The following is an 11,997-nucleotide window of genomic DNA, read 5'->3' as shown; positions in this document are numbered from 1 at the left end:
TGCGTCGCAGGGCGCACGTGTGCGATGCCCTGCGCGTGAAAGATGTGCAAGGACCGTTGTAGCGATTCCCGGACCGGCGCCGGCTGCATCACGCCGGCGCATGCCGTCCGGAACAGGAGGTGCGATGCAGAACGCGGAATCGAACCCCACCCCGAAACAGCAGCAGGAACAGATCGGGAAGAGCCCGGTGAAGACGCCGGCGGCCGGCGACATGCCCGATGCGGCGACCCAGGCCGCGGAAGTCGCGAAGCGGCCGCTGACGCCGGAGGCGGTCGCGGCGAAAACGCCGACCGGCCTGCCGCCGATCGACGTCGATGCGTATGCGGTCGACAGCGGCGACCCCGTGCGTCGTGCCGGGAGCCGGATCGTCACGCTCGACAACGCGAACATGGCGATGACCGACAACACGGTCGACGTGGACGGCAAGGGCATGGAGGCGCGCACCGGCGCGACCGAGTGGCACGACAACGTGATCTACTCGAATGCGTCGCTCGACGACGCGGTCGATACGCCCGACGAGGGGCTCGGCGGGATCGACAGCCGGCCGGGCGGCAACGTTCCGCAGATCGCGACGCGGCCGGGCTGGCGCGTCCGGGTTGTCGGCGATGTCGACGTCGAGCATGGCGACGGCACGCGGGCCGAGCACGTGATTCGCCTCGAGCGGACCGACTGACGCATCGGCGATCGTTCGGGGGCGGCCCGCCGAGGGCCGTTACTGCGGGCCGAGTTCCTGTGCGGACGTATCCGCATCGTTGCCTTGCGCGACGAGCACGTGGATGTCGTTCGGCGTCACGTCGCCGATGCCGCCCGATGGAATCGTCACCAGCAGCCAGTCGGCATTGTTGTTGATCGCGACCGGTGCGGTCCTCAGGATCGGCGACTTGCTGCCGGCCGTCGTGACGACCACCTGGTAGCTGCCGCCGTTCAGGTAGACGGAATCCTGGCTCGACGCCGGCACCGCGTTCTGGTACGCCGTGCCGGCCAGCGTCGGGCTTTGCGTGTTGATGTCGGTGCCGGGGGGAACAACGTACACGTCGACGTTCCGTGCGTTCGGCGACGCGTTGAAGCTGCGCACGCGCGCCTTGTCCGACAGCAGCTTCTTGTCGAACGGATCGTCGATCAGCGAGATCGCCGACGAGGTGCTCGGCAACGCGATCGTCGTGTAGTGGTGGCCGTTCACCGCGCCGAACGATTGCGACGCGATGGTCGCGGTCGTGCCCGAGACGTTGTAGCTCGCGGTCCGCGTGCCGGAGTCGATGTCGTGATAGCGGGTCACGCCCTTGTACGCGACGCCCGACGCATCCACCTTCGCATTCAGGTAGTAGTCGAGATTCGGGCCGGCCGGCACTGCGTTGATGAAGCGCGCCTGCGGTTTCGAGATGCCGAGTTCGGTGCCGACGTCGTTGCCGTCGCCGCCGCACGCCGCGAGTACGGAAATGACCGAGCACAGGGCCACTATCGTTCGAATGGATTTCATCGTCGTCCTCTCGTTCAGGGCCTGCTTGCGATGCGGTCTCGCCGCGCGAGGCGTCGCGCGGTGCGCAGCGCCGGTTGAGGGAAGGAGGGTCGTCCGCCGGGGCGGCGGGCGCATGGATGTCGCAAGCGATGTGCCCGCGTGGTATGGAATGCCGTGACACCCGTGTGCCGGCGGGCGTGGCGGCCCGAAGCCGCGCGGTAACCGGGAAAAGCAACCTGCCGGGCGACGTCACGCGCAACGCCGGCCGTAAATCTTGCCGGCATCGCCCCATCGTTTAACCATTCGAAACAATGTGTTCACCGAAAAGGGCATGATCTCCGGCGATCGGGCAGGCATACTGTCGCCTATGTTGCTCAATGCCGTCGACTCGACGTGCGCTTGCCCCCCATGTCCATCCCTGTACCTTTTCGATCCCTGCGATGGTTGACCATCGCGGCGGCTGCATGCTTGCTCGCCGCGTGTTCAACCGCTTCCGACGTGACCGCGACGTCGAACCCGAACGTCTTCACCGTGACGACGCGCACGCTCGGCGTGTCGACGACGTGGGCCGATGCCCATGAGAAGGCCGTCAGCGAAGCGACCAGCTATTGCACGCAGCGCGGCATGCGCGCGAGCCTGAAGCAGGAGTCGGTGACCGGCGGCCGCCGCGTCGACGCGCGCTCCGAACTCGCTTTCGAGTGCCATCCGACCTTCGAGACCGCGTTGCCCGCGCGGTCGTAGCCTCCGCGCCCGCGTTGCTCCGGATGTGAAACGACCCGCGATGCCGTTGACGGGCATCGCGGGTCGGCGCACGTCCGTCGAGCGCGTTACACGGGCTGCGCCTCGTACAGCTTCACGCACGCGGAGAAGTCGAGCGTGCCGAGCCCCTGCTGGCTCATCGACTGATAGAGCTGTTGCGCGAGCGCGCCCATCCACACCGGCTGCCGTGCGCTGCGCGCGGCTTCGGTCGCGAGCCCGAGATCCTTCAGCATCAGGTTCGCGGCGAAACCGCCCGCATAGCCGCGCGCGGCGGGCGCCGCGTCGTTCACGCCCGGGTACGGGTTGTACGTGTCCGAGCTCCAGCAGCGGCCGGTCGACGTGTTGATGATGCCGGCCAGCACGGCCGGATCGATGCCGAGCGCGGCGCCGAGCGCCATCGCTTCGGACACGCCCATCATCGAGATCCCGAGCAGCAGGTTGTTGCAGATCTTCGCGATCTGCCCGGTGCCCGTGCCGCCGCAGTGCGCGACGTTCTTGCCCATGTCGAGCAGCACGGGGCGGATGCGCTCGAACAGCGCGGCGTCCGCGCCGACCATGAAGGTCAGCGTGCCGGCCTGCGCGCCGCCGGTGCCGCCCGACACCGGCGCGTCGGCGAGCGGGAAGTCGCGCTGCGCGGCGGCGTCGGCCACCGCGCGCACGGTGCCCGGATCGATCGTGCTGCAGTCGACGAAGATTGCGCCGGCGCGCGCGCCGGCCAGCACGCCGTCGTCGCCGAGGTAGACGGCGCGCACGTGTTGCGCGGCCGGCAGCATCGTGATCAGCAGCGACGCGCGGGCGGCCGCGTCACGCGGCGACGCGGCCGCCGCCGCGCCCGCGCGCACCGCGGCGTCGACCGCGTTCGCGTCGAGGTCGAACACCGTCAGCGCGTGGCCGGCCTCGAGCAGGTTGGCGGCCATGGGACCGCCCATGTTGCCGAGTCCGATGAATGCGATGTCCATGTGCAGGCTCCCCCTCAGCGCAGCGCGATCGTGGTGTTCACGCCGCCGGCCGTCGCGTCGTCGTCGAACCAGCGCGCGGTGACCGTCTTCGTCTGCGTGTAGAACTGCACGACCTGCTTGCCGTACGGGCCGAGATCGCCGAGCTTCGAGCCGCGCGAGCCGGTGAAGCTGAAGTAGGGGACCGGCACGGGAATCGGGATGTTGATGCCGACCTGGCCGACGTCGATCTCGCTCTGGAACTTGCGCGCGGCCGCGCCGCTCTGCGTGAACAGGCCGACGCCGTTGCCCATCGGGTTCGCGTTGACGAGCGCGATCGCGTCGTCGAGCGTGTCGGCTTCGAGCACGACCACCACCGGCCCGAAGATTTCTTCCTTGTAGATCGACATGTCGGTCGTCACGCCCGAGAAGATCGTCGGGCCGACGAAGTTGCCCTGCTCGTAGCCGGGCACCTTCACGTCGCGGCCGTCGAGCAGCAGCGTCGCGCCTTCCTTCACGCCGGCGTCGATCAGCGACAGGATGCGCGCCTTCGCCGCCTGCGACACGACCGGCCCGACGTCGGTGCCGGCTTCGGCGCCGGCGTTGACCTTCAGCGTCTTCGCCTTCTCGACCAGATCGGGCAGCCAGTCGCGCGCACGGCCGACCAGCACGACGACCGAGGTCGCCATGCAGCGCTGGCCCGCCGCGCCGAAGCCCGCGCCGACCAGCGCGTTGATCGACTGCTCGCGGTGCGCATCGGGCAGCACCACCGCGTGGTTCTTCGCGCCCATCATCGACTGCACGCGCTTGCCGTGCTGGCTGCCGAGGTTGTACACGTGCGTGCCGACGCGCGTCGAGCCGACGAACGAGATCGCCTTGATGTCCGGGTGCGTGCAGAGACGGTCGACGACGGTCTTGCCGCCGTGCACGACGTTCAGCACGCCCTGCGGCACGCCCGCCTCGATCGCGAGCTCGACGAGCTGCATCGTCGACAGCGGGTCCTGTTCGGACGGCTTCAGCACGAACGTGTTGCCGCACACGATCGCCATCGGGAACATCCACAGCGGGATCATCCCGGGGAAGTTGAACGGCGTGATGCCCGCGCACACGCCGATCGGCTGGCGAAGCGTGTAGGTGTCGACGCCGCCCGCGACGTTCTCCGCGAATTCGCCCTGCTGCAGCGTGCCGATCGAGCATGCGTGCTCGACCACTTCGAGGCCGCGGAAGATGTCGCCCTGCGCGTCGGGCAGCGTCTTGCCTTGCTCGGCCGTCAGCGTATGCGCGATCCGTTCGAGATTGCGGCGCACCAGGTCCTGGAACTTCAGCATGATGCGCAGCCGCGCGCCGATCGGCGTCGTCTTCCAGGTCTGGAACGCGCGCTGCGCGGATGCGATCGCGGCGTCGACCTCGTCGAGCGTCGCGTACGGCACGCGGCCGATCACTTTCTGCGTCGCGGGGTTGACGATGTCGCCCCATTCGGCGCTTTGCGATTCGACGAACGCGCCGTCGATCAGCAGCTTGGCGGTGGGCAGGGCGAGGGTGGTCTGGGGAACTGCGGCGTTCATTGAACTCTCCGGGAAACGGTGATGCGAAGAAAAAGGGCGGCCTGTCTCCGTCGCGCGTGCAGCCGCGGCGGACGGCAGGTCAAACAGGAATCGGGTCAATGCAGGCCGGTGCGCTCAGGTGCGCTCAATACGCGCCGGACGCATCAGTGCGGTACACGCGAGGGCGAATACGCCGAAGCCGACGAGGTACGCGATCACGTAGTACGGCTGGCCGCCGCCGGCCTTGAGCAGCGACGTCGCGATCATCGGCGCGAAGCCGCCGCCGATCACGCCGGCGAGCTGCACCGACAGCGAGATGCCGCTGTAGCGGATTTCCGCCGGGAACTGCTGCGCGAACAGCAGCGACTCCGGCGCATAGAGAATCGGGAACACGACGCCGAGGCCGAGCACGATTGCCCACCATGCGGTCGACGTCTGCTGCGTGCCGAGCATCAAGAAGAACGGCGCGGCGAACGCGCACATCAGCACGAGGCCGATCGCGAACATCCGACGCTGGCCGATGCGGTCGCTGAGATGCCCGCACAGCGGCATCGTGACGAGCGACAGCGCTGCACCGGCCGTGATCGCGTGCAGCATCTCGGCCTTCGGCAGATGCAGTTGCTGCGTCGCATAGGCGAGCGCGAACGTGACGACCATGTAGAACCAGGTGTTCTCGGCGGCGCGCGCGCCGACGATCGTCAGCACTTCGCGCGGATGGCGGCGCAGCGCGGCCGTCACCGGCGACTTCTCGGCCTTGCCCTGGCGCTGCATCTTCTCGAAGTCCGGCGACTCCGGCACCTTCGCGCGGATGAACCAGCCGAGGCCGACCAGCGCGATGCTCGCGAGGAACGGCACGCGCCAGCCCCACGACAGCATGTCGGCGTCCGGCAGCGCGGCCACCGAGGCCATCGCGACCGACGACAGGATCAGGCCGAGTCCGACGCCCGTCTGCGGCAGGCTGCCGAACAGCCCCTTGCGGCCCTTCGGCGCATGCTCGACGGCCATCAGCACCGCGCCGCCCCATTCGCCGCCGACCGCCATCCCTTGCAGGAAGCGCATCGCGATCAGCAGCGCGGCGGCCCAGTAGCCGATCCGGTCGTACGACGGGATCAGCCCGATGATCATGCTCGGCACGCCCATCAGCAGCAGCGTGATCATCAGCATCGACTTGCGGCCGATGCGGTCGCCGAAGTGGCCGAACACGATGCCGCCCATCGGCCGGCCGATGAAGCCGACCGCGAACGTGCCGAACGCGGCGAGCGTGCCGACGACGGGGTCCAGCGACGGGAAGAAGATGCGGTTGAATACGAGCGCGGCGGCGGTGCCGTAGAGGAAGAAGTCGTACCACTCGATCGTCGTGCCGGCCATGCTGGCCCAGCCGGCCAGCAGGTAGTGCTTCGCGATGCGCTCGGGCGCTGGCGCCGCGATGGTTGCATGCTCATCGAGGGTGGATCGCGTCTGCATGGTGTCTCCGTATTGATTGCCTGCAGCTCATGGTCCGCAGGTCACGGTCGAGTATAGTTATGCGCGGATCCATGATGTACCGACAAGAAAACCGGTTGGATGTGCATTTATGCATATCGATACCCGGCCCCGAGACGCCTGCCCCTTTTTTGCCGATGCGACACGCCACCGAGCCGGTTTCCGGCAACCTGAACTGGGACGACCTGCGCTTTTTCCTCGAAGTCGCACGCACGCAGCGCGCGAGCGGCGCGGCGAAGCGGCTCGGCGTCGACTACACGACCGTCGCGCGGCGCATTCGCGCGCTCGAGGCCGCGATGGGCACGCTGCTGTTCGACAAGTCGCGCTCCGGAGGCTTCACGCTGACGGCCGAGGGGCAGCGGCTCGTCGCGTATGCGGATGCGATGGAGACGACCGTGCAATCCGCGTGCGACCAGGTCGCGAACACCGGCGAGGCACTGTCGGGCCACGTGCGGATCGGGTCGACCGAAGGGTTCGGCTGCTTTTTCCTCGCGCCGCAACTTGCGCGGTTTCGCGTCGCGCATCCGCACGTGACGGTCGACCTGCTGCCGGTCCCGCATTTCGTCAACCTGCCGAAGCGCGAGGCCGACCTGGCGATCACGCTCGAGCGGCCCGAACGCGGGCCTTACGTGGTCACGAAGCTGTGCGACTACCAGTTGCGGCTCTATGCGACGCGCGACTATCTGGCGAATCATCCGCCGATCACCTGCACGGACGATCTCGCGCGGCATGCGTTCATCAGCTACGTCGACGATCTCGCGTTCAGCAGCGAGCTGCTGTACCTGGAGCGCGCGGTGCCGGGCGCGACGGCCGGGCTGCGCACGACCAGCGTGATCGCGCAGGTATTCGCGGCGCTGCAGGGCGGCGCGCTCGCGATCCTGCCGTGCTTCATGGCGGCCACGCAGCCGGCGCTGGTGCCGGTGCTGCCGGACGACGTGGTGGTCACGCGGTGCTTCTGGCTGACCTGTCGCGAGGATCTGCGCAAGCTGCGGCGCGTGACGGCGCTGTGGGATTACCTGCGTGCGGCGGCCGACGCGAATCGGCCGTTGTTGATGGGGGAGTCGGGGACGTTGTGTTTCGTCGAGGAGCGCGCGGGCAGCGCGACGTGAGCGAAGCGGTGCGTCACGGGCGATCCGTCACGTGTCGATTGATGGATTTCGTGTCGCGTACCGGTTTGACATAGTGACTTCGCGGGGCGGGCGCGCAGGTGGCGGTCCGGCCGCGGTGACGACCTGCACGTTCACGTCGTGACCTCCATCCGGGCACGCGGTCGGCGTCAACGCACGCAACCGAGCCGATCCGCGAGTTCGTTCAGGTCCTTGACGTCGAAGTCCCACGCATCGTCGGCTTTCAGGTCCGTCGTCTGGCTGGGCCCGTGTTCGGTCGGCCGCGGCACGAATGCGGTCGCCAGCCCGAGTTGCCGCGCGGCGGCCAGGTCGCCGTTGTGCGCGGCAACCAGACACAGCTCGGCCGGCGCGACGCCGAGAATGTCGACCGCTTCGGTATAGACCTTCGGCGACGGCTTGTACGCGTGCGCGACTTCCGCGCCGAGGATCGCGTCCCACGGCAGGCCGCCGTGCTTCGCGACGTCGACCATCAGCCGGATGTTGCCGTTCGACAGCGGCGCGATCACGTAGCGCTGCTTCAGCCGCTGCAGCGCCGCGACGGAATCGGGCCACGGATCGAGCCGGTGCCACGCGAGGTTGAGCGCGTCGATCTCTTCATCGGGCGTGCCGTCGATCCCGTAGCGATCGAGGGTGCGCACGAGGTTCTCGCGATGCAGCACGTCGAGCCGCACGTAGCGCCTGCGCCCGCTGCGGATTTCCTCCATCGAAGGCGAGTATTCGCGGCGCCACGTATCGGCGAATTCGAACGGATCGAGATCCGGCGCATGGCGTGCCAGGAACGTGGCGGCTTCGCGCGCGACGCCGGTTCTCCAGTCGACGATCGTTCCGAACACGTCGAAAACGAGCGCCTTGATGTCGGCAGGGTTCGTCATGGGATTCCGTGAAGGTCGGTCGAGGGGAACGCGCTGCGCTGCGTGGCGGCCAGCGCGCGACGCCGGTTCGAACCACATTGAAGCACGTATCCGCGAACGCGGCTGGCCGCGTCGGCGCGATCGACGCGCTGAAGGCCGTCGCACGCGAGCCGCCTCGGCGCGGTCGGCATCAATCGTCTGACAAATGGGGATTCGACGTGCATGCCGCGACCGCGCGTAAGCCCTGATGCGTGCGGATGTACGGGGCTGCACGGATTGGTGTTAAATGTATTTTGGTGCGCGTTGCGGCGCGCGCGCATGGGGACGCACCGGGTTCACGTAAACCCGGAGCGATAAACGGCACGACGGACCGCTAACGAATCGGGCGCATCAGAACCCGGTCGAGCTGACGGCAGGATTCATCTTGAATACCGAACCGCAAAGTTCTCGCTACAGCCTCGGCCTTGCAGCGGAAGTCCTCGCGTCCGAGCAAAGCGTGCTGAGGCTGATCACGCGCAACACACCGCTGCCGGAGCTGCTCGTCGAGGTATGCCGGCGCGCCGAGGCGCTGCTCGGCGACGGTGCGTCGTGCACCATCCTGCTGCTCGACGCGGACGGCGTGCATGTGCACGTCGGCGCCGCGCCGTCGCTGCCCGCGCAGTACAGCGTCGCGATCGAAGGCGCATCGATCGGGCCCGCCGCGGGCTCGTGCGGCACGGCGATGTACGAGCGCCGGATGGTCGCCGTCGAAGACATCGAAACCGATCCGCTATGGGCCGACTATCGTGCGTTCGCGCTGCCGCTCGGCCTGCGCGCGTGCTGGTCGGTGCCGTTCCTGGACGACGCGGGCACCGTGCTCGGCGCGTTCGCCGTCTATCACCGTGCGTCGCGGCGACCGAGCGACGTGGAAACCGACCTGCTGCGCGATATCGGCAACAGCGTCGGCCTCGCGGTGCACCAGGACTCGATTTCGCGGCAGCTCGCGCGCAGCGAGGCGCATCACCGCCAGGTCGTCAACAGCCTGAACGAGGGGATCGTCGTCGTGTCGCCCGACGGCGTGGTGATCGCGAGCAACCCGAGCGCGAACCGGATGATGCGCGTGAAGGGCGACCTCGTCGGACGCCGGCTGTCGACGGTGATCCTGTACAAGCTGCACGAGGACGGCACGCCGATCGCGCCCGACGATTGGCCGAGCCGGCGCGCGTTCGTCACGGCCGCGCCGCTGCTCGACTACTCGGTCGGCTTCGGGCTCGCGGACGGCGACATCATCTGGGTACGCGGCAACGCGGTGCCGATCGTGAAGCCGGGCGAGACACAGCCCGAGTCGGTGCTCGTGTCGTTTCACGACATCGGCCCCGTGCGCGAAGCGCAGCAGCAACTGCGCTACCTGGCGACGCGCGACGCGCTGACGGGCCTCTACAACCGGCGCTGGCTCTCCGACCGGATGCGCGAGCTGTTCGGCGCGCGCGATGCGGCGGCCGGGCCCGCGCGCGTCGCGATCCTGTTCATCGATCTCGTCGGCTTCAAGAAGGTCAACGACACGGCCGGCCACGACGCCGGCGACGCGCTGCTGCGCAGCGTCGCGGCGCGCCTCGCGGCCTGCGCGGGCGGACGCCACGCGCTCACGCGCGTCGGCGGCGACGAGTTCGTGATCCTCGTCGACCACTGCGACGATCCCGACGAGCTGGCCGTGCTCGCGCGCGAGGTGATCGACACGATCGGCAAGCCGTTCGCGATCGCGGACAACGAGTACTGGCTCGGCGTGTCGATCGGGATCAGCGTCGCGCCGCGCGACGGCGACGATGCGGTCACGCTGATGCGCAACGCCGACTCCGCGATGTACGACGCGAAGCAGCGCGGCCGCAACCACTTCACGTTCTTCACCGCGCAGCTGAACCTGCGGCTGCAGCGCCGCTTCGCGATCGAGCAGTCACTGCGGCGCGCGCTGTCGTCGGACATGCTGCGGCTCGCGTACCAGCCGGTCGTCGACGCGCGCAGCGGCCGCACGGTCGGCGCCGAAGCGCTGCTGCGCTGGACGAGCCCGGAGCTCGGGCCGATGTCGCCGGCGGAATTCATTCCGGTTGCTGAAGATACGGGGCTCATCGTCGCGATCGGCCAGTGGGTGCTCGAAACGGCCTGCCGGCAGGCTGCCGAATGGCGCCGCACGATCGCGCCCGACCTGATGCTGGCGGTCAACCTGTCGCCGCGGCAGTTCCACGAGGGACTCGTCGAGTCGGTCGACCGCTGCCTCGCGCAGACGCAGCTCGATCCGGGCGCGCTCGAACTGGAGATTACCGAGGGCCTGCTGATGAACGACACGGACACCGTGCTGCCGATGCTCGAGGCGCTCACGGACATGAACGTGCGGATCTCGGTCGACGATTTCGGCACCGGCTATTCGTCGCTCGCCTACCTGAAGCGGTTTCCGCTGCACAACCTGAAGGTCGACCGTTCGTTCGTGTCGGGCGTGCCCGATCATCACGACTCGGTCGCGATCACGCAGGCCGTCGTCGCGATGGCGCATTCGCTCGGGATGAAAGTCACCGCGGAAGGCGTCGAGACCCAGGCGCAGTCGTGGTTCCTGCAGCAGATCGGCTGCGACATGCAGCAGGGCTACCTGTTCGGCCGGCCGCTCGATCCGATCGACTACGCGCGCCGGCTCGTCACCGTGTAGGCCCTCAACCGGCGTCGCCGGCGCCCGGCGGGACGGGCGGAACCGAGGGTGCGGGCGGCGCATCGATCTCGACGCGATTCTTGCCGTCGTGCTTCGCGCGATACAGCGCGCGGTCGGCCGCCTCGATCAGCGACGTCGTCGGCAGGCCGGGGGCCGGCACGATGCTCGCGCCGCCGATGCTGATCGTCACGTAGCGGCCCGTCGACGAGTGCATGTGCTCGAGCCGCAGCGACTCGATCGCGAGGCGGATCTTCTCGCCGAGCAGCCGCGCGGCGCCCGGCGACGTGGTCGGCATCACGACGGCGAACTCCTCGCCGCCGAACCGCGCGGCGAGATCGCCGGACTGCCCGAGACAGCGCTCGATGGTCGCCGCGACCTGCTTGAGCACGCCGTCGCCCGACACGTGGCCGTACGTGTCGTTGTACAGCTTGAAGTTGTCGACGTCGATCATCAGCAGCGACAGCTCGCTGCGCTCGCGCGTGCCGCGCCGCCACTCGGCGGCCAGGTATTCGTCGAGATAGCGCCGGTTCGACAGCCCGGTCAGACCGTCCGAATGCGTGAGGCGCCGCAGTTCGAGATTGGCCTCGAGCAGTTGCTGCTGCGATTGCCGCAGCGCGCGATAGGCCTCGTCACGCTGCAGCAGGTTCATGTACGAGCGCGAGTGATAGCGGATCCGCGCGACCAGCTCGATGCGGTCGGGCAGCTTCACGAGGTAGTCGTTCGCGCCGGCCGCGAACGCGGCGCTCTTGACCAACGGCTCTTCCTGCGTCGACAGCACGATGATCGGCACGTCGCGCGTCGCCGGATTCGCGCGATACGCCTTCACGAGGCTGAGCCCGTCGGTGCCGGGCATCACGAGATCCTGCAGGATCACCGTCGGCCGTGTCTCGATCGCGGTGGCCAGCGCGTCGTCCGAGCGCGGGCAGTAGTGGAAGTCGATGCCGTCCTCGTCGACGAGCGCGCGCCGGATGGCTTCCGCGACGATCGTCTGGTCGTCGACCAGCAAAACCATCGCAGGGGCGTCGGCGTGCGGCGCGGGCCGGAGGTGCACGGCGTCGAACGCCGCATGCAGGCCGCCGGGCGGGCGGGTGAGGTCGCTAGTCATGATTGATGCCAGGTTGCGCCATGGCTGCGAGGGGTGTAACGGGGTTTCACCACGAATCTCTCCG

General features: G+C 68.5%; 10 protein-coding genes. 4 read left to right on the top strand and 6 right to left on the bottom strand.

Going from position 1 to position 11,997, the window contains the following annotated elements:
- Window positions 1–124 precede the first annotated feature (124 nt).
- Window positions 125–673 carry a DUF3005 domain-containing protein gene (locus DIE22_RS14075; RefSeq protein WP_124605330.1) on the top strand — a complete coding sequence of 183 codons (549 nt, stop codon included), beginning with the start codon at window positions 125–127 and terminating at the stop codon, window positions 671–673.
- 39 nt (window positions 674–712) lie between these two features.
- Here the strand turns inward: DIE22_RS14075 and DIE22_RS14070 are convergent, their stop codons facing one another.
- The gene (locus DIE22_RS14070) at window positions 713–1,477 is read right to left on the bottom strand and encodes a DUF4397 domain-containing protein (protein WP_124605329.1); all 765 of its coding nucleotides are present in this window, start codon (window positions 1,475–1,477) and stop codon (window positions 713–715) included.
- A gap of 387 nt (window positions 1,478–1,864) precedes the next feature.
- Between DIE22_RS14070 and DIE22_RS14065 the strand changes: the two genes are divergently transcribed.
- Window positions 1,865–2,197 (top strand): hypothetical protein, encoded by a 333-nt coding sequence (locus DIE22_RS14065; protein WP_124500815.1) that lies wholly within the window; start codon window positions 1,865–1,867, stop codon window positions 2,195–2,197.
- 86 nt (window positions 2,198–2,283) lie between these two features.
- Here the strand turns inward: DIE22_RS14065 and mmsB are convergent, their stop codons facing one another.
- The 3 genes from mmsB to DIE22_RS14050 form a co-directional block, all read right to left on the bottom strand.
- On the bottom strand, window positions 2,284–3,174 hold the full coding sequence (mmsB, locus tag DIE22_RS14060; protein ID WP_124605328.1) for a 3-hydroxyisobutyrate dehydrogenase: 891 nt from the start codon (window positions 3,172–3,174) through the stop codon (window positions 2,284–2,286).
- Between the two features lie 14 nt (window positions 3,175–3,188).
- Window positions 3,189–4,715, bottom strand: a complete 1,527-nt coding sequence (locus DIE22_RS14055; protein WP_124500813.1) for a CoA-acylating methylmalonate-semialdehyde dehydrogenase — start codon at window positions 4,713–4,715, stop codon at window positions 3,189–3,191.
- Window positions 4,716–4,829: 114 nt separating this feature from the next.
- Window positions 4,830–6,158, bottom strand: a complete 1,329-nt coding sequence (locus DIE22_RS14050) for an MFS transporter (protein ID WP_124605327.1) — start codon at window positions 6,156–6,158, stop codon at window positions 4,830–4,832.
- 155 nt (window positions 6,159–6,313) lie between these two features.
- Between DIE22_RS14050 and DIE22_RS14045 the strand changes: the two genes are divergently transcribed.
- Window positions 6,314–7,285, top strand: a complete 972-nt coding sequence (locus DIE22_RS14045) for a LysR family transcriptional regulator (protein ID WP_124605326.1) — start codon at window positions 6,314–6,316, stop codon at window positions 7,283–7,285.
- 167 nt (window positions 7,286–7,452) lie between these two features.
- On the opposite strand, the gene DIE22_RS14040 is transcribed toward DIE22_RS14045, so the two are convergent.
- Window positions 7,453–8,175, bottom strand: a complete 723-nt coding sequence (locus DIE22_RS14040) for a haloacid dehalogenase type II (RefSeq protein ID WP_124605325.1) — start codon at window positions 8,173–8,175, stop codon at window positions 7,453–7,455.
- Between the two features lie 403 nt (window positions 8,176–8,578).
- Between DIE22_RS14040 and DIE22_RS14035 the strand changes: the two genes are divergently transcribed.
- Entirely contained in the window at window positions 8,579–10,828 is a 2,250-nt protein-coding gene (locus tag DIE22_RS14035) for a bifunctional diguanylate cyclase/phosphodiesterase (RefSeq protein ID WP_124500809.1), read from the top strand.
- A 4-nt stretch (window positions 10,829–10,832) separates the two neighbouring features.
- Here the strand turns inward: DIE22_RS14035 and DIE22_RS14030 are convergent, their stop codons facing one another.
- The gene (locus DIE22_RS14030; RefSeq protein WP_124500808.1) at window positions 10,833–11,933 is read right to left on the bottom strand and encodes a diguanylate cyclase; all 1,101 of its coding nucleotides are present in this window, start codon (window positions 11,931–11,933) and stop codon (window positions 10,833–10,835) included.
- Between the last annotated feature and the right edge of the window lie 64 nt (window positions 11,934–11,997).

It is taken from the genome of Burkholderia sp. Bp9142, from assembly GCF_003853415.1.
In the GTDB taxonomy this organism is placed as follows: Bacteria; Pseudomonadota; Gammaproteobacteria; order Burkholderiales; family Burkholderiaceae; genus Burkholderia.
This window is presented reverse-complemented; position numbering and strand designations above follow the sequence as displayed.